Origin of the sequence: Exiguobacterium acetylicum (genome assembly GCF_019890935.1) — a bacterium.
Lineage (GTDB): Bacteria > Bacillota > Bacilli > Exiguobacteriales > Exiguobacteriaceae > Exiguobacterium_A > Exiguobacterium_A abrahamii.
Window position 1 is genome coordinate 58,825 of the sequence record NZ_CP082333.1, and the last position, 19,001, is coordinate 77,825.

At 49.3% G+C, this 19,001-nt stretch carries 17 protein-coding genes and 2 tRNA genes; all 19 read left to right on the top strand.

Going from position 1 to position 19,001, the window contains the following annotated elements:
• The first annotated feature begins 4 nt into the window (after window positions 1-4).
• The 19 genes from mfd (at window position 5) to folP (ending at window position 19,000) form a co-directional block, all read left to right on the top strand.
• Window positions 5-3,520, top strand: a complete 3,516-nt coding sequence (mfd, locus tag K7G97_RS00345) for a transcription-repair coupling factor (RefSeq protein ID WP_023466550.1) — start codon at window positions 5-7, stop codon at window positions 3,518-3,520.
• The gene (locus tag K7G97_RS00350) at window positions 3,517-5,064 is read left to right on the top strand and encodes a putative polysaccharide biosynthesis protein (RefSeq protein WP_223041099.1); all 1,548 of its coding nucleotides are present in this window, start codon (window positions 3,517-3,519) and stop codon (window positions 5,062-5,064) included. The genes mfd and K7G97_RS00350 overlap by 4 nt, the downstream gene beginning before the upstream one ends.
• The gene (gene mazG / locus K7G97_RS00355; RefSeq protein ID WP_064301050.1) at window positions 5,061-6,491 is read left to right on the top strand and encodes a bifunctional methyltransferase/pyrophosphohydrolase YabN; all 1,431 of its coding nucleotides are present in this window, start codon (window positions 5,061-5,063) and stop codon (window positions 6,489-6,491) included. The genes K7G97_RS00350 and mazG overlap by 4 nt, the downstream gene beginning before the upstream one ends.
• Window positions 6,488-6,760, top strand: coding sequence for an RNA-binding S4 domain-containing protein (locus tag K7G97_RS00360; RefSeq protein ID WP_023466556.1), 273 nt, complete (start codon window positions 6,488-6,490; stop codon window positions 6,758-6,760). The genes mazG and K7G97_RS00360 overlap by 4 nt, the downstream gene beginning before the upstream one ends.
• 66 nt (window positions 6,761-6,826) lie before the next feature.
• Window positions 6,827-7,204 (top strand): FtsB family cell division protein, encoded by a 378-nt coding sequence (locus K7G97_RS00365; protein WP_023466557.1) that lies wholly within the window; start codon window positions 6,827-6,829, stop codon window positions 7,202-7,204.
• Window positions 7,205-7,287: 83 nt separating this feature from the next.
• Entirely contained in the window at window positions 7,288-7,803 is a 516-nt protein-coding gene (locus tag K7G97_RS00370; protein WP_023466558.1) for a S1 domain-containing RNA-binding protein, read from the top strand.
• 153 nt (window positions 7,804-7,956) lie between these two features.
• Window positions 7,957-8,033 (top strand) — tRNA-Met (locus tag K7G97_RS00375).
• A 9-nt stretch (window positions 8,034-8,042) separates the two neighbouring features.
• Window positions 8,043-8,114 (top strand) — tRNA-Glu (locus K7G97_RS00380).
• Between the two features lie 69 nt (window positions 8,115-8,183).
• Entirely contained in the window at window positions 8,184-9,416 is a 1,233-nt protein-coding gene (tilS, locus tag K7G97_RS00385) for a tRNA lysidine(34) synthetase TilS (RefSeq protein WP_223041100.1), read from the top strand.
• Window positions 9,417-9,449: 33 nt separating this feature from the next.
• Window positions 9,450-9,995 (top strand): hypoxanthine phosphoribosyltransferase, encoded by a 546-nt coding sequence (gene hpt, locus K7G97_RS00390; RefSeq protein WP_223041101.1) that lies wholly within the window; start codon window positions 9,450-9,452, stop codon window positions 9,993-9,995.
• 120 nt (window positions 9,996-10,115) lie between these two features.
• Window positions 10,116-12,119, top strand: coding sequence for an ATP-dependent zinc metalloprotease FtsH (gene ftsH / locus K7G97_RS00395; protein ID WP_223041102.1), 2,004 nt, complete (start codon window positions 10,116-10,118; stop codon window positions 12,117-12,119).
• 180 nt (window positions 12,120-12,299) lie between these two features.
• Window positions 12,300-13,061, top strand: a complete 762-nt coding sequence (locus K7G97_RS00400) for a type III pantothenate kinase (protein WP_029343061.1) — start codon at window positions 12,300-12,302, stop codon at window positions 13,059-13,061.
• Between the two features lie 10 nt (window positions 13,062-13,071).
• Complete coding sequence (gene hslO, locus K7G97_RS00405; protein ID WP_023466563.1) at window positions 13,072-13,995, top strand: Hsp33 family molecular chaperone HslO; 924 nt, start codon at window positions 13,072-13,074, stop codon at window positions 13,993-13,995.
• A 12-nt stretch (window positions 13,996-14,007) separates the two neighbouring features.
• On the top strand, window positions 14,008-14,319 hold the full coding sequence (locus tag K7G97_RS00410) for a SurA N-terminal domain-containing protein (protein ID WP_023466564.1): 312 nt from the start codon (window positions 14,008-14,010) through the stop codon (window positions 14,317-14,319).
• Window positions 14,320-14,399: 80 nt separating this feature from the next.
• Complete coding sequence (gene cysK, locus K7G97_RS00415) at window positions 14,400-15,344, top strand: cysteine synthase A (protein ID WP_023466565.1); 945 nt, start codon at window positions 14,400-14,402, stop codon at window positions 15,342-15,344.
• A gap of 87 nt (window positions 15,345-15,431) precedes the next feature.
• The gene (locus K7G97_RS00420) at window positions 15,432-16,817 is read left to right on the top strand and encodes an anthranilate synthase component I family protein (RefSeq protein ID WP_223041103.1); all 1,386 of its coding nucleotides are present in this window, start codon (window positions 15,432-15,434) and stop codon (window positions 16,815-16,817) included.
• The gene (locus tag K7G97_RS00425; protein ID WP_223041104.1) at window positions 16,814-17,395 is read left to right on the top strand and encodes an anthranilate synthase component II; all 582 of its coding nucleotides are present in this window, start codon (window positions 16,814-16,816) and stop codon (window positions 17,393-17,395) included. The genes K7G97_RS00420 and K7G97_RS00425 overlap by 4 nt, the downstream gene beginning before the upstream one ends.
• The gene (locus tag K7G97_RS00430) at window positions 17,379-18,218 is read left to right on the top strand and encodes an aminotransferase class IV (protein WP_223041105.1); all 840 of its coding nucleotides are present in this window, start codon (window positions 17,379-17,381) and stop codon (window positions 18,216-18,218) included. Before K7G97_RS00425 ends, K7G97_RS00430 begins: the two co-directional genes overlap by 17 nt.
• On the top strand, window positions 18,215-19,000 hold the full coding sequence (folP, locus tag K7G97_RS00435; protein ID WP_149426600.1) for a dihydropteroate synthase: 786 nt from the start codon (window positions 18,215-18,217) through the stop codon (window positions 18,998-19,000). Before K7G97_RS00430 ends, folP begins: the two co-directional genes overlap by 4 nt.
• Window position 19,001 lies beyond the last annotated feature (1 nt).

The window sequence follows — 19,001 nt, forward strand, 5'->3', positions numbered from 1 at the left end:
GAAGATGAAACAATTACAAGAACTCTTACTAGCGATTCCTGAAATCAAGACGGTTCGGGAACGCTTCCGGGACGGTGTCAACGCCCAGTTGATCACCGGTCTGATGAACAGTGGGAAAGCATTGTTCGTCGCCGGGATTTATCAGGAAACGAAACGTCGGTTCGTACTCGTGACACATAACATGTTCCAAGCACAAAAATTGTACGATGATTTGATTGAACTCGTACCGGAAGAAGACGTCATGCTCTATCCGGTTGATGAGACGTTAGCAGCGGAACTTTCCTATGGCGCAAGTCCAGAACTGCGGGCGACACGGATCGAGACCCGGCATCGTTTACTGACGACGGACGACGGAATCCTGATCATTCCGCTCGTCGGTTTACGTCGATATGTTCCGGATGCACAGACGTTCCTGTCACACGTCAAACAAGTGAAGCCGGGCGACATCTTATCGATTCCGGACTTCGTCCAGGATTTAGTCGATGCGGGGTACGAACGGACAGCGACCGTGACGACGCCTGGTGAGTTTGCTGTTCGCGGAAGTATCATCGATATTTATCCGCTTACGGTCGAACGCCCATACCGGCTCGATCTATTCGACGAGGAAGTCGACTCGATCTATACATTCGATGCGGAGACACAGCGTTCGCTTGGCGTCGTCGCAGAAGCATGTTTGATGCCAGCGGCGGAACACTTTGCGACGAAGGATCAGTTGAAGGACGCGGGTGAAAAAGTCCGTCGTCTTTATGAGGCGACGAAAGAGCGCGTTCAAAGTACGGAGGTCCTCGCGGCACTTGAAGAGGGAATTGCTTATGACGTCGAGTTGCTAGAAAACGGCGATCGTCCGAAACAGTTCGCGAAGTATGCACCGATTCTCTACACGTCGACGCTACGTCAAGACGTGACGGGAAGCGTCTTGATCGTTGATGAAGTCGCACGGGTCGAAGAAGCGGCGGAAGTCCAGGATGCAGAGGAAGCAGAATGGATGGCGTCGCTCATTGAACGCGGACAAAGTGTCAGTGATTACGTCCTGTCGGTTCCGATGGCACATGTCTTTGAAGGACAGCCCTTGTTATACCTCTCGCTCTTACCGACCCGCCGGAGTGGGGTACCGGAAAGTGCGGCAATCCATTTCAGCATTAAACCGATTGCACCGTTCCATGGTCAGATGGAACGCCTGAAGCAAGAAGTCGAGCGATATCGTCGCGCTGACATGTGGATGGTTTTCTTAGCGAGTAACCGAGAACGTGCCGAGCGGATGCGTCAGACGTTGTCCGATTATGGGGTCGAAGCCTCGATCGTAACAAAAGAAGGCATCACTCGTGGTCAACCCGCGATCCTGATTGGGGGAATTCATGGTGGATTCGAGATGACGAATGCGCGTCTCGTCGTCATCACGGAAGAAGAAGTCTTCAAGCAACCAGCGCGTCGCCGGAAGCAAACAACGAAGCTGACGAACGCTGAACGGATCAAGAGCTACCAAGAATTGAAGACAGGTGATTACGTCGTTCATATTCATCATGGGATTGGACGATACCACGGCATCAAGACGATTGATGTAGCCGGTAATCATCAGGATTATCTCCATCTCGTTTACGCGGGAGAGGACTCGTTGTATGTTCCTGTCGATCAGATCGACTTGATTCAAAAGTATGTCGGCGCTGAAGGAAAAGAGCCGAAGATCTATAAACTCGGTGGAACGGAATGGAAAAAGGTCAAAGCGAAGGTTCAGAAATCGGTCGAGGATATTGCTGATGAATTAATCAAGCTTTATGCGGCTCGCGAGGCTGCCGTCGGTTTTGCGTTCCCAGAGGACGACGATAACATGCAAGCATTCGAGGCTTCGTTCCCGTATGAGGAAACGGTCGATCAATTGCGATCGATTGCTGAAATCAAGAAGGATATGGAACGTCCGCGTCCGATGGATCGTCTATTATGTGGCGACGTTGGATACGGGAAAACAGAAGTTGCGATTCGAGCGGCGTTCAAGGCGGTCATGTCTGGAAAACAAGTCGCATTACTCGTACCGACGACCGTCCTTGCGCAACAACACTACGAAACGATGCTTGAGCGATTCAGTGAATGGCCGATTCGTGTGTCGGTCATGAGCCGGTTCCGTTCGCCAGCAGAATTAAAGGCGACGAAACAAGGACTAAAAGAGGGAACGATCGATGTCGTCGTCGGGACACACCGTGTGCTGTCGAAAGACGTCCAGTTTGCTGATATCGGATTATTGATCATTGATGAAGAGCAACGATTCGGTGTGAAACACAAAGAGCGTCTGAAACAGTTGAAGACGAACGTTGACGTCTTGACGTTGACGGCGACACCGATTCCACGGACATTGCACATGTCGATGATCGGGATCCGCGATCTCTCGGTCCTTGAGACCCCACCTGAAAACCGTTATCCGGTCCAGACGTATGTCATGGAATACGACGGAATCGTCATGCGGGAAGCACTTGAACGAGAACTCGGTCGAGGGGGACAAGCGTTCTTCCTTTATAACCGGGTCGAAGGCATCGAGCGAAAGGCAGAAGAGATTCGCGCGCTCGTACCGGAAGCACGGATTGTCACGGCGCACGGTCGGATGACGGAAACCGAACTCGAGAGTCAGTTGATCGCATTCTTCGAAGGAGACGCGGATGTTCTTGTCAGTACGACGATCATCGAGACAGGAATCGACATTCCGAACGTCAATACGTTGATCGTTCATGACGCGGATCAAATGGGCTTATCGCAGCTATATCAATTGCGCGGTCGTGTTGGTCGATCAAGTCGCGTTGCTTATTCGTACTTTACGTACCGTCCGCAAAAACGATTGACGGAAGTCGCAGAAAGTCGTCTACAGGCGATCAAGGAATTCACGGAGCTCGGTAGCGGCTTTAAGATCGCGATGCGCGACTTATCGATTCGTGGTGCGGGGAACTTACTCGGTTCCCAACAATCGGGCTTCATCGACTCCGTTGGTTTCGATCTTTATTCGCAGATGCTCGCAGAAGCGGTTGAAGAACGCAAAGAGCGGATGAAAGGTAAAAAACGTGTCCAGAAATTCGTTCCCGAGTTCACGTTCAGTCTTGATGCGTATATTCCATCGCACTACATGACGGACTCCGAGCTAAAAATCGAGTTTTATAAACGTTTGAAATATGTCGATACCGTCGACAGTCTCGAACAACTTGAAACAGAGATGCTCGAACGATTCGGTGAGTTCCCTGATGAGGTTGCGCGTTTGATCCAATTGACACGGATGCGGATTTTTGCCGAACGAGCGCGTGTCGAACGCGTCAAACAAACCGATCCGAAAATCGAGATCGTCTTGTCGCTCCAATCTACACAGCAGCTTGACGTGGCGGACTTCGTCAAGTGGACCGTTCCGCTTGGACGTGGTCTAGGGATGGGACAACAAGAACAGAAACTCGTCTTGACGCTGAACCGCAACAAGCAGTCGACGCAACAGATGACAATGCAAGCAGAACAGTTGCTAGCAGAGCTTGATCGTCGGCTCGTCGCACGATGAATAGACGAACGATTGCGCAAGGCGCAGCACTGCTTGCAATCTCTAGTTATATCTCGAAACTGCTCAGCTTCTTTTACCGGATTCCGTATCAGAACCTTGCTGGTGACTTCGGACTGTACGTCTATCAGACGGTTTATCCCTTATTCGCGATAGCGGCAGCGCTTGGAATTTATGCGCTGCCCGTCATCGTGGCGAAGTTGACGCTTCACCACCCGGATGAGAAACGGGAAGTCCTTTGGTCGATTTTTTATGTCTTACTTGCGATGACGGTCTTTTTTGGTCTGCTCGGATGGTGGATTGCCCCGACACTCGCAGGCTGGTTTGGGGACGACAAACTCGTTGTTCCGTTGCGAGCTGTCACGTGTACATTTTATTTACTACCGGTGATTGCCGTTCTTAGAGGCATGTTTCAAGCAGATCTCGAGATGCGACCGACGGCTGTATCCCAAGTCTCTGAAAATGCCGTCCGTGTCGGACTCTTGTTGCTCGTGACCTATATCGGCGTCTCGATGCAGGCAGATCCGTACTGGATTGGTGCCAGTGCCCATCTGACAGCAATCGGCGGCAGCATCGTTTCGTTATTCGTCCTGTTACGTTTTGCGAAAGGGAAGATCGGTCGCCCTGTGTTTTCAGGTATTCATGTACGTCGGGTTGGGAAAGTGCTCGTGACAAGCGGGGTGGCGGTCAGTATCGCCTCACTTGCTTTATTGCTGATGCAATTGATCGATGGATTGACGTTCGTCAATCTACTTGGTAATACGACGGAGACGAAAATTGAAAAAGGGGTGCTCGATCGTGGGTATCCGTTACTCCAATTCGCAATTCTCTTTGCAACGTCGATGAGTCTTGCGAGTGTTCCGTCCTTATCAACCGCATATCGAAAGCATGATCCGCAGATGATGCGCAAACAACTCGAGACATTACTCCGTTCCGGTCTGTTGATTGCCGCTGCAGCGACGATCGGACTAATGGGTGTGATGCGTCCGCTCAATATTGCGTTATATCAAGATGACCAGGGAACAGCAGGGTTGATTTGGCTCGCGGCGACGGCATTTGCTGCTTCGATTGCGATGATGATCATCTCTTGTCTCCAGTCGGTCGATGCTGAAAAATATGCGCTCGTTGGTGTTCTTGTCGGATTAGGGGCGAAGCTCGTTCTGAATCTCTATTTCATTCCCCGATATGGTATGATCGGGGCGGGTATGGCGACATTTGGCGGCTTTGCCGTCATGGCGGCAGCACAATGGACTTTATTGAACCGAAAGTTCGGTCGCGTATCGGCAGGAAACACGTTCTACCGACGACTGGTCTTACCTGTGCTCGCCATGGGTGTGTTTCTGTATCTGATCGAAACGTTCTTCCAGCTGTTTGAGCTTGAGACACGAATCGGTGCGGCACTCGAAGTCGGCGTCCTTGTCGTCGGTGGTGCCATCATTTATGGCAGTATGGCATTACGCGTCCGTGCATTAACAGAACAAGAGTGGGCGCTATTGCCTTTAGGAGATAAGTTATATCAGATGTACCAACGTAGGAGGAGTATATGACACACCGAATTACGATCGTCGGCCTTGGCGTCGGCGAACTCGAACAATTGCCGTTTGGCATCTATCGATTATTAAAAAACACGACACAACCCGTCTATTTACGGACAATGGATCATCCAGTCGTTTCAGAACTCGCAGCAGAGGGAATGAACTTTACATCATTTGACTCAGTTTACGAACGACATAGTCGGTTTGAAGACGTATACACAGAAATCGTTGAGGAATTGCTTCGCCTCTCAAAGACGACGGACATCATCTATGCCGTCCCAGGTCATCCACTGGTCGCTGAAAGTACCGTCCAACAGTTATTAGAGCGAACGGACGCGGTCGACGTTGTAGGCGGACAAAGTTTTCTTGATCCGATGTTCGCGGCGCTTGGTGTGGATCCGATTGAAGGATTCCAGTTGCTTGATGCGACGGCGTTTGCCGTCGATGAAGCACAGATCCGTCAACATCTGCTGATTGGACAAGTCTATGATGCGCTCGTCGCCGGTGACTTAAAGGTTCAGCTGATGGAACGTTATCCGGACGAACATCTTGTCACTTTGGTCACGGCAGCGGGTACAAGCAAACAAACTGTCCAAAGTGTGCCGTTATATGAACTCGATCATGTGACGACGCTCAGTAACCTGACGACAGTCTACGTGCCACCAGTCACGGATGAGCAGACGTTAAACCGTGACTTCGCGACATTAAAAGAGATCATCGCGCGATTACGTGGTGAAGGTGGTTGCCCATGGGATCAAGAGCAGACACATGAGTCCTTAAAACGTCATTTAATCGAAGAATCTTACGAATTACTGGAAGCGATCGACCTTCAGGACGATAACTTAATGATAGAAGAGTTAGGAGACGTCCTTTTACAGGTCATGCTCCACGCACAAATTGGTCTAGATGAAGGGTATTTCGACATTCGAGATGTCATCGGAAGCGTCAGTGATAAGATGATTCGTCGTCATCCACACGTCTTCGGAGAAACGATTGTCGATTCTTCAGCAGACGTCGTTTCGAACTGGCAAGACATCAAAGCACAAGAAAAACCGGAGCGAACTTCCTTGCTCGATGGCGTAACAAAAGGAGCACCTGCCTTGATGCGCGCAGAAGATATTCAAAAGAAAGTGGCGAAAGTCGGTTTTGAATGGAGTGACGTCGAGGGTGCACTTGAAAAAGTAATCGAAGAGTTACGTGAATTGAAGGAAGCCGCACCAGAAGAACGACTAGGTGAATTCGGAGACGTTCTGTTTTCGATGACACTCGTTGGGAAATACCTTGGTCTCTCGGCAGAAGAGGGGCTACAACAGACGAATGATAAATTCATCCGTCGCTTTACGCGAATGGAACAGCTGGCGGATCGACCGCTCGTTGAGATGACGCTTGAAGAGCAAGATTCACTCTGGCATCAAGCGAAGCAGGAGGAACAGTCATGAGACTTGATAAATTTTTAAAAGTATCGCGTCTGATCAAACGACGGACGCTTGCAAAAGAAGTAGCGGATCAAGGTCGGATTACGATCAATGGTAATGTGGCGAAAGCAAGTAGCACGGTAGCAGCTGGTGACGAGATGACGATCCGGTTCGGAAATAAGATTGTCACGGTTGCGATTTCGAGCATTAAAGAACATGCTAAAAAAGAAGAAGCGTCTGATATGTATGAGATCATCCGTGAAGAAAAGGTGAATTCCGAAGAATCGATGTAATTTACCGGAAAAAGGAAGTATACTAAAGAGTGTCAGGGATGACCACTCAGAAAGAGGAGGGATGATATGCCAACACCGCTCGAATCAGGGCGTCCAGCGCCAAAGATCAAGCCGCTCAATGACCGTAAGAAGCAGTTGAGTCAGAATGCCATCGAAAACCGTCGACGCCTCAAAAATCGCTTTTTCCTGTGTCTGACCGTCTTTTTGCTCATCTTTTCCCTCATGGGGTGGTCATACATGGAAAAACGGCAATTGATCGCTGAACAAAAGCAGTCGTTTCAAGTCGCCGAACAAGAGCAGACGAAAGCAAAAAAAGAGACCGCCCGTCTGAAGGAAGAAATCAATCGCCTCAATGATAAAGAGTATGTAGCGAACTTAGCTCGGAGCGAGTTGCTCTATTCGAAAAAAGGGGAAACGATCTTCTACTTTTCACCGGAAGACTAATTGAAGGTTGCCGATTGATTGAAAAAAGAATGAATCACTCGTATAATAAGAAACGAATCAACTAAAAAGGAGCAATACAATTTATGTCGATTGAAGTAGGCAGCAAAGTGCAAGGGAAAGTAACAGGCATCACGAATTTCGGAGCGTTCGTTGAGTTACCAACAGGGAAAACTGGTCTTGTTCACATCAGTGAAGTGGCAGATTCTTACGTTAAAGACATCAATGATGTGTTGACGGTTGGTCAAGAAATCACCGTCAAAGTCTTAAGTGTTGAAAACGATGGTAAGATCGGTCTTTCCATCAAAAAAGCCGTCGATCGTCCAGAAGGCGAACGTCCTCGTCCTGCACGTCAGTTCGACCGTGGACCACGTCCAGCAGGACAAGATCGTGGACCACGTTCGTTCGATAACAAAGGACCACGTGGAGGCGGTAACCGTGGAGGCTTCAACAAAGGCGGCCGTGGTACACCACCACCGCGCAAAGAACAATCGTTCGATACGCTGATGTCTAGTTTCCTGAAAGATAGTGAAGATCGTCTTGCTACATTGAAACGTCAAACGGATTCAAAACGTGGCGGACGCGGCGCAAAACGTCAATAACTTGCTGACCTGTTCTTTATAAGAATAGAGATGGAATGACGCCGTTCATTCCATCTTTTATTTTTTTGAAATTATTTTTAGAAAAAGCGTTGACTTTCATTTGACCTGCCCGTATTATAGAAAATGTGCTTAAGACGCACGAGTTAAAAATATGGCGGTGTAGCTCAGCTGGCTAGAGCGTACGGTTCATACCCGTGAGGTCGTGGGTTCGACTCCCTCCGCCGCTACCATATTTTTTTGGCCCGTTGGTCAAGCGGTTAAGACACCGCCCTTTCACGGCGGTAACACGGGTTCGAATCCCGTACGGGTCATTCTCAAAAGCTATCTCTATTATATAGAGATAGCTTTTTTTAGGTTTTAACGGAAAGGGGGAAGTCGCTATGGAAGGTGTGCCGTTCGAACCACTTTTAGTAGGTGTGTCGGGAGGTTGTGATTCGATGGTACTCGTTGATCGGTTGTACAAAGAGGGCTACGATATCGCGATTGCTCATGTACATCATGGATTACGAGAAGCGTCCGACGAAGAAGCGCGCTTTATTAAGGAGTGGGCAACGTCCCGAAAGATCTCCTTTTTCATGACACGTTTAGAATGGACTGGACGTACGAGCTCTCAAGCAGCTTGTCGCGAAGAGAGATACGCGTTTTTTAAACGAATCATGGAAGAGACCGGGCGCTCGCGTCTGGTTCTCGCTCATCATCAAGACGATCAAATCGAGACGCTACTCATTCAGCTCATTCGTGGAGAAGCGCAAATTGATGGGATTCCGACGGTTCGTCCGTTTGGTAACGGTTGGTTGCATCGACCGTTGCTACATGAATCGAAGCAAATGTTGCTTGATTATGCGTTGCAACATGAAGTCCCGTGGAGAGAAGATGCGTCAAATGCAGAAACTACTTATTTGCGCAATCAAATCCGGCATACGATTGTTCCGCCACTCCGAGAAATTCGTCCGGAGTTTGAACAAGCAACAGCAGCGGCAGCACATGCGCGACAGCAAATCATGCGTGAGCAGGCGACATTCGTCGCGACGTATCTCGACCGGTGTAAGGAGGCGAACGGAGTTCCGATCGCACGTATTTTAGAATTACCGACGGATTTACAGCGGCTTGTCTTGCCGACACTAACAGGAGAAACGTTTTCTTCAGAAACGATTCGTCACTTTGTTACATGGCTTCGGGTGGATAAGGGCTCGGACGAAGTGTATTATGGAAACTGGAGGATGCGACGTGCATATGGCTTTTTGATGCAGGATCGTGTGATACGGTCAATGAATGACGATTTATCGTTTCAAGTAGGGGAGAATTTGGGAACGTATCATTATGGTGAACAAATGGTTCGCTTCTCAATCGGAAACCAAGGTATCCCGCTGGACGCGATTGCGTTCCCGTTGACGGTGCGTCCGCCACGTCCAGGAGATCGGATTCAGCTTGCTGTAGGTTCGAAAAAAGTCAGTCGAATTCTGATTGATGCTAAGGTTCCACGTTATCTCCGAGAACAGGTTCCGGTCGTCGTCGATGCAAATGGAGTGATTTTAGCCGTCATTGGACATCGAATTGCAATATTCGGGTCATTTGAACTCCTCGCAAAATCTTATTTAATGATAGAATGGTAATGTAGTGTTTATTATGGAGGAGGAATACCTAGCATGACCTTGATGAACGATATGGAAAAAGTACTGATTTCAGAAGAAGAGATCCAAAATAAAGTGGGCGCACTCGCCGGCGAATTGACAGCGGATTATCACGATCGTTTTCCGTTGCTTGTGTGTGTCTTAAAAGGCGCAATGCCGTTCATGTCTGATCTTGTGAAAAAGATGGATATGCACCTTGAAATGGACTTCATGGACGTTTCAACGTATCACGGTGGGACAACATCAACAGGTGAAGTCAAGATTGAAAAAGATTTGAACACATCGGTAGAAGGACGCGACATCTTGATTGTCGAAGATATCATCGACAGCGGATTAACGCTTGGCTACCTCGTTGACCTCTTCAAGTACCGGAAAGCGAAGTCCGTTAAGATCGTGACGTTGCTCGACAAACCAACAGGACGGAAGAATGACTTGCACGCAGATTACAGCGGCTTCGTCATTCCACACGAATTCGTCGTCGGTTATGGTCTCGATTACGAAGAGAAATACCGTAACCTTCCGTATGTAGGTGTCTTGAAACCTGCAGTCTACGGCGGCTAATTATTTTTAATCTCGTCTGTCCCATGATAAGATGAAACCAATTACAAAGCGCGCCCTGTCGCGCCAGGATTCGTATTCATCCACTAGAAAAACGAGATGGATGCGGAGAGGAGGCATAAGATGAACCGAGCAGTGAAGAATACCCTCGTGTTTGGGGTCATTTTTCTAGCTTTGATCTTGTTTCTGCAATACTTGCAGAGTCCAGTGAACAAAAGCAAAGAAATCAATTACACACAGTTTGTCGAGTCTGTTGAAAAAGGTGAAATCAAGACGGCTACCTTCCAATATGAAGGGCAGACGTATAATGTGACAGGAGATTTGCGTGAAAAAGATTCAACGTATGAGACAGTCGTACCGGCTGTTGATACGGAACTAACGGATCTCTATACGCAACTCAGAAGCCAAGGAGTCAAATTGGACTTTAAGGCAGCAGAAACGAATGGTGGTTGGATCGCGTTACTGACGACGATCGTTCCATTCATCATCATCTTCATCCTCTTCTTCTTCTTGATTAATCAAGCACAAGGTGGCGGTGGTGGCGGTCGCGTCATGAACTTCGGGAAATCGAAGGCACGCCTCTATGATACAGAGAAGAAAAAGATTACGTTTGATGATGTAGCCGGTGCAGACGAAGAGAAACAAGAACTCGTCGAAGTCGTTGAATTCTTGAAAGATCCGCGTAAATTCGCGAAACTCGGTGCCCGTATTCCGAAAGGGGTCCTCCTCGTAGGTCCTCCAGGTACAGGTAAGACGTTGCTCGCACGTGCCGCAGCTGGTGAAGCTGGCGTACCATTCTTCTCGATTTCAGGTTCTGACTTCGTTGAGATGTTCGTCGGTGTCGGGGCATCACGTGTCCGTGACTTGTTCGAAAACGCGAAGAAAAATGCACCATGTATCATCTTCATCGATGAAATCGATGCTGTTGGTCGTCAACGGGGCGCAGGTCTCGGTGGTGGACACGATGAGCGTGAGCAAACATTGAACCAACTTCTCGTTGAGATGGATGGATTCAGTGAAAACGAAGGCATCATCATGATCGCAGCAACGAACCGTGCTGATATTCTTGACCCAGCCTTACTCCGTCCAGGTCGTTTTGACCGTCAAATCACGGTTGACCGTCCAGATGTCGTCGGTCGTGAAGCAGTCTTGAAAGTTCACGCGCGGAACAAACCGCTCGATTCAACGGTTGATTTAAAAGCCATCGCACAACGAACACCTGGATTCTCAGGTGCGGATCTTGAAAACCTTCTAAACGAAGCAGCACTTGTTGCCGCTCGTGCAGATCGTGATAAAGTCTCAATCGTTGACCTCGAAGAAGCGATTGACCGCGTCATCGCTGGACCAGCGAAGAAGAGCCGGATCATCTCGCCGAAAGAGAAAAAGATCGTCGCATGGCACGAAGCTGGACATACGATCATCGGTGTCACGCTAGACGATGCGGATGAAGTACACAAGGTAACGATCGTTCCTCGCGGAAACGCGGGCGGATATGTCGTCATGTTGCCAAAAGAAGATCGTTACTTCATGACGAAGCCGGAACTCGAAGATAAGATTACTGGATTGCTCGGTGGTCGCGTCGCAGAGGACATCGTCTTCGGAGAAGTCTCGACTGGGGCAAGCAATGACTTCCAGCGTGCGACAGGTCTTGCACGGAAAATGGTCATGGAGTTCGGGATGAGTGAAAAACTCGGACCACTTCAATTCGGATCAGGTCAAAGCGGTAACGTCTTCCTCGGCCGTGATTTCCAAAACGAACAGAATTACTCGGATGCAATCGCACACGAGATCGATACGGAAATCCAAGCGATCATCAACCGCTGTTACCAAAAAGCGAAAGATATCCTAACTGAGAAGCGCGATCAGCTCGACTTGATTGCAACGACGTTGCTTGAAGTTGAAACACTTGATCAAAAACAAATTCACCATCTCCTAGAGACAGGCGAATACAAAAAACATGAACCAGAAGCAACGACTCCAAAAGCAGAAGAGAAAGCACCGGAATCGACAGATGCAACTGTTGATCAACCGACAGAGTCTCCAACGCAAATGGGTTCAGTCGTTGACGAAGGGAAAAATGTAGATACGGATACACCAGATACGCCGCGTCGCGACGATCAAGTGTAAACGGATGGAACGGATTCGATTGATATCGAATCCGTTCTTTTTTGTGGCAGACCGAGCGAATACACATCGGTAGGTGTGACCATACGAGCATGGTATAATCACAACGTATATAGTTCCGATCGTGAAACAACGGAATACAATAGAAGCATGAAAATTGAGAAGAAGCGGGGAAATAAGCAAATGATTTTAGTCATCGATGTCGGAAATACGAATATCGTCTTAGGTGTCTATCAAGGACAAGAGTTGATTGAGCATTGGCGGATTGCGACAGACCGAACACGGACGACGGACGAATACGGTATGCTCGTCAAAGCGTTGTTCCGTGACGCAGAGCTAAACGTGGAAGAAATCGAGGGAATCGTGTTATCATCTGTCGTACCCCCCGTCGTGTTTCCACTAGAAAATATGTGTGTACGTTACTTTAAACGCCGTCCGTTCTTGATTGGACCAGGAATCAAGACAGGACTGGATTTAAAAGTCGATAATCCACGGGAAGTGGGAGCCGATCGAATCGTCAACGCAGTAGCGGCGACGGCGAAATACGAGGGACCGATGATCATCGTCGATTTCGGAACAGCGACGACGTATTGTTACATCGATGCACAAAAACGGTATTACGGCGGCATCATCTCACCTGGTGTGATGGTTGCAACCGAGGCACTCTATAATAAGGCAGCAAAATTACCGCGAATCGAAATCGCGAAACCGCAGTCAGCCATCGGACGGAATACGATCCATGCGATGCAGTCGGGGACCTACTTCGGATATGTGGCACAGGTGGACGGACTCGTTCACCGGATGAAAGAAGAAATGGGAGAAGCGAAGGTCATCGCGACCGGCGGCTTAGCCCGATTAATCAGCGAGGAATCCACGATGATTGAGGTCGTCGATCCATTCTTGACGTTAGATGGATTACGGATTATCTACGAACGAAATAAGTGAGGGAATCAAGATGAAACGTGAAGAATTATTAGCACAATTAAAAGATGACTATTTAGTACGGGCGTTAGGCTTCAATGGAGAAGTCCGTGCGTTTGCAATCCGTTCGACGAAGACGGTCTATGAAGCACAACTGCGCCACCAGACGACACCTGTCGTCACAGCAGCGCTCGGTCGGACACTGACGATCGGTGCAATGATGGGTACGATGCAAAAAGGCGATACACGTGTCACATTAAAAGTCGAAGGCGATGGACCGATTGGGAAAATCATCGTTGATGCCGACGCAAAAGGTGTCGTACGTGGATATGTGAGTCGTCCCCGCGTCGAGATGGATACGTATGTCAATGCAGATGGTCTGACGAAACTAAAAGTCGGTGAAGCGGTCGGTCGCGGAAACATCTCTGTCATCAAAGACCTCGGGTTGCGTGACTTCGTCGGTGGTCAATCGCCGATTCAAACAGGTGAGATCAGCGAAGACTTCACGTATTACTTCGCTGTATCGGAACAAAGCCCATCGGTCGTTGGGGCTGGCGTTCTCGTTTATCCAGAAGACGAATCAGTCATTGCAGCAGGTGGCTTGATCGTTCAATTGATGCCAGGTGCATCGGAAGAGACGATTGCAGCACTCGAAAAACGTGTCGGAGCCCTTAAACCGATCTCGATTCTCGTCGGTGAGGAAAAAACACCGGAAGAAATGTTAGAACTCGTTCTCGGTGATTACGAACATCTTGATACGATTCCGGTATCATTCGAATGTACGTGTGATCGTGACAAATTAGCGACAGCGATCATCGCTCTTGGACCAGATGAGATTCAAGCGATGATTGATGAAGATGGCGGTGCGGAAGCTGTTTGTCACTTCTGTTCAGAGCATTATCACTATGACGTTCCGGAATTAGAGGAACTTCGCGAAAAATCACTCGAAAGAGCATAAGAGGGATCTAATATGGGGAATGTACAACCTAAGTACTTGTGGATGTTGATCTTCATCTTAATGTTGACGAATTTCATGACCGGTGCTTACGCCTTTATGGGTGAGCTCCCAAAGGTCGATTCTCCTAAAATCGTTCAAGACAGCATCGGCGGTCCGCTCGAGGATGTCGTCGCCGAAGTCGGTGATGAGAAAATCACGCGCGCGATGGTCTATCAGACGATGCGAACGGAACAGGAAAAACAGACGATTGATCGTTTGATTCAAGAAGCGGTCGAACGCCAGACGAAGGATGGAAAAAAGCCGGAAGTCAAACGCTTTGATTGACAGATTTCATCCAGTCCGCTGATAATTAGTTTATCGGATTACTTGGAATTCAAGCGGTTCACTAATGAGGAGGAATGGTCATGCGTATTGCGAATTCAGTATTAGATTTAGTCGGTCGGACCCCGATCGTCAAGTTACATCATCTAACGGGTCCTGAGGATGCAGATGTGTATCTGAAATTGGAGTACATGAACCCTGGATCAAGCGTAAAAGACCGGATCGCGCTATCCATGATTGAGGCTGCAGAAGAAGCGGGTCAACTGAAAGAAGGAGACACGATCATCGAGCCGACGAGTGGAAACACAGGAATCGGACTCGCGATGGTCGCTTCGGCGAAAGGATACCGCGCCATCCTCGTCATGCCGGAAACGATGAGCATGGAGCGCCGGACGTTGCTTCGCGCCTATGGTGCGGAATTGATTCTGACTCCGGGTCCTGAAGGGATGAAGGGTGCGATCGCTCGCGCGACAGCGGAAGCGGAAGAACACGGTTACTTCATGCCACAACAATTCAATAACGGTGCCAATCCAGTCGTTCATGAAAAAACGACAGGTCCTGAAATCGTCGAAGCGTTCGAAGGCATGCAACTCGATGCGTTCATCGCGGGAATCGGAACGGGTGGAACGATCACCGGTGCTGGTAAAGTGTTACGTGATGCTTTCCAAGGGATTGAAATCATTGCCGTCGAACCAACGGATTCACCGGTCTTATCAGGTGGTAAACCGGGACCACACAAACTGCAAGGAATCGGTGCTGGATTCGTGCCGTCGATTCTCGATACAGAGATTTATGATGGTGTTGAGCAAATCACGACGGAAGAAGCATTCGATCACGCACGCCGAGCAGCGAAGACGAATGGTGTCTTAGGCGGTATCTCGTCAGGTGCTGCGATTGCAGCGGCGCTCAAGACAGCGAAACGTCTCGGTAAAGGGAAAAACGTTCTCGCGATCATTCCTTCGAATGGGGAGCGGTACTTAAGTACACCGCTGTATCAAATCGAGGAAGAAGCAGACCAATCAAAGTAATCAACTGGACGTACACGGAAGTCATTCGGCTTCCGTGTACTTTTTTGCGTATAATGAGAGCAGAATAGTGTGAAGTGAGGGACGCGTATGCGACAGACGAAATACAAAGCAGTACCATGGACGAAAGAACAATTCTACAATCGATATGTTGAACAGACGAATGGCACAACGGGACACGTCTGGCTCGAAAGCGGTCGAATCGGCCGGTATACGATGGCGGCGACTCGTCCTGTCGGATACGTCCGGACAAAAGACGGAACGACGACGATTGAGACAGATGGAAAAGTCGAGACATCGACGGCGAATCCGTTTGATGTACTCGAACAGCTCCGCGTCGACCGTGAATCAGTCCGACCGGATGGAATGCCACCGTTCTTTGGTGGGTTTGCCGGATACGTCAGTTATGATGCCATCCGTTATTTAGAAAAGCTACCGGAACAAGCGACGGATGATCTGCAAACACCTGATCTGTCATTTTACTGGTACGATGAAGTCGCCGTGTTTGACGAAGAAACGAAGCAGTTGTTCATTGCCGTGACACGAGACACGGCAGAAGAAGCAGAGCGAGTTCTTGAAACGGAAGTCGCGCGTTGGTGCATCGAGACGGATGCACCTCAATTTACAGCGACTGGTTCGTCCGGCGAGCGAGAACGGGCTTTCGGGCAGGAAGCGTTCATGACAGCGGCACACCGGATTAAATCCTATATTGAGGACGGTGACGTTTTCCAAGTTAATTTGTCCGTGCGTCAACAAGAACCGCTTGGGACGACAGCGGAACATTTGTATGATGTATTACGACAAGTCAATCCTTCTCCATACATGGGTTACTTTGCGGATGAAGATTTAACACTCGTGTCCGCCTCACCCGAGTTGCTCGTCGAAAAAATCGGTGATGCGTTAGCGACACGTCCGATTGCCGGAACACGGCCGCGCGGGAAGGATGAAGCGGAGGATTTACGACTTGCGAAAACCTTACTCGATAATGAAAAAGAACGGGCAGAGCATGTGATGCTCGTTGATTTAGAGCGGAATGATTTAGGACGTGTCAGTCGTTATGGTACGGTTCATGTCGATGAGCTGATGGTGATCGAGAAATACTCGCACGTACAACACATCGTCTCAAACGTCAGAGGGGAAGTAGCTCCGGAACACTCTGGGAGTCAGGTGCTCGCTGCGATGTTCCCAGGTGGTACGATCACTGGCGCACCAAAAATCCGGACGATGGAAATCATTGAAGAACTGGAACCGGTCCGGCGTGGCATCTACACTGGGTCGCTTGGCTTCATCAGTTGGGCGGATGATGCCATTTTCAACATCTTGATCCGGACACTCGTCGCAAAAGACGGGATGGCATATATTCAAGCAGGTGCTGGAGTCGTCACAGATTCGGACGCAACACGTGAATACGAAGAGTCACTTAGTAAAGCCAAAGCGCTGTGGGTGACAAAAGAAACAGCGGAGGGAACGCAATGATTGTATTGATTGATAACTATGATTCCTTTACGTACAACTTAGTCCAGTATTTCGGCGAACTTGGGCAAGACATCCGGGTATTTCGCAACGACGCGATCACGCTTGCGGAAATCGAAGCATTGCAACCGGATCATCTGGTCATCTCACCGGGCCCCTGTACACCGAATGAAGCGGGGATCAGTCTAGAAGCGATTGCTTATTTTGCTGGGAAGGTACCGATACTAGGGGTCTGCTTAGGTCATCAAGCGATTGGGCAAGTATTCGGTGGTAAAGTCGTCCGCGCGAAGGAATTGATGCACGGAAAAGTCTCGCCACTGACGCATGACGGACAAGGCATCTTTGAACGGATCCCACAAGCGACGCCGGTGACACGTTATCACTCGCTCGTCGTGGAACGCGAGACATTCCCGGAAGTGCTTGAAGTGACGGCGGAAGTCGGTGGAGAGATCATGGCACTCCGTCACCGGACGTTGCCGATTCTCGGTGTCCAGTTCCATCCGGAAGCGATTTTGACGCGAGACGGGAAACAGATGTTAAAAAATTTCTTGGAGTTGACGCATTATGTATCTCTGGCATGACGGAACCATTAAACGAGAAGAAGAAGTACGCATCTCCCCGCTCGATCACGGATTCGTCTACGGGATGGGTGTATTCGAGACGTTTCGGACCTATAACGGACATCCGTTTTTGTTCGATGATCATATTGAACGCTTACGGATGAGTTGTGTCGCACTCGGAATCCAGCTAGCATATGACCGGGAAGCCTTACGGCAAGCGATCCAAGATTTATATGCAGCATATGAGGCGAACGATTTATACATTCGGTTGAACGTCTCGGCTGGTCCCCGCGAGATCGGTTTATCAATCGATCCTTACGACACGCCGACCGTGTTGATCTATGCGAAACCAATCGCTCCGCGAAAACGGGCGGAACGTGCACTCGAGACGATTCGTTTACCGCGCAGTACGCCGGAGACAGCATATCGCTTGAAGTCACATCATTACATGAACAATCTAGTGGCGAAACGCCAATTGTTCAATCCGGAAGCAGAAGGGTTGTTTTTGACGAAGGAAGGTCATGTCTGTGAGGGCATTACGTCAAACATCTTTTGGCGTTACGGAAGTACATGGTATACGTCACCGCTTGAAACCGGTGCACTGAACGGGATTACCCGTCAGTTCCTCATGCAACATGTACCGGTCGAAGAACGCTTGGCTTATTTACCGCAGCTCGAAGAAGCAGATGAGATCATCTATACGAATTCCGTTCAGGAAGCGGTCGCGATTTCGTCACTTGACGGACGCCCTTTCCCTGGAATCAACGGAACAGGATATGCACAAATCATGACGCTGTTCGATCAATCCGTCGAACAGGCGACGACAAGGAGAGAACAACGATGACTTACATCATGGGTATCTTGAACGTGACACCGGACTCCTTTTCGGACGGTGGACAATATGTCGATGTCGAGCAAGCGATGCGGCAAGCGCGTCAGCTCGTCGCGGATGGAGCAGATGCGATCGATGTCGGTGGAGAATCGACACGACCGGGTGCAGCATTCGTATCAGTCGAAGAAGAACTCGCCCGTGTTTTACCGATCATCAAGCGCATCAAACGAGAGCTGAACGTCCTCGTATCGATCGATACGTACAAACCGGTCGTCGCAGAGGCTGCTATTGAAGCGGGAGCAGATATCATCAACGATGTTTGGGGCTCGAAGTGGGGCGACCGTTCGATGGTCAACGTTGCTGCGCAGTATAAAGTACCCATCATTTTGATGCATAATCGGGAGACGGCGCATGGGACAGATATGCTTGCAGAAGTCCGGGCTGACCTTGAGGAATCGATTCGGTTAGCGAAACAGGCAGGCGTAGCGGAAGAGCACATTTGGCTCGACCCGGGGATTGGATTCATGAAGACGCATGAAGAGAACTTGTACCTGATGCGTCATCTATCGATCGTAACGGACTTCGGGTATCCGGTTTTACTCGGAACGTCCCGTAAATCAATGATCGGACTTGCGCTCGGATTACCGACAGAAGAACGACTCGAAGGAACGATTGCGACGGTTTGTTACGGGATTCAACAAGGATGTGACTGGATGCGTGTGCATGACGTCAAAGAAGTCAAACGGGCAGCGCAGATGATGGACATCATGTTGGCTGCGACGAAGGGAGAATAAC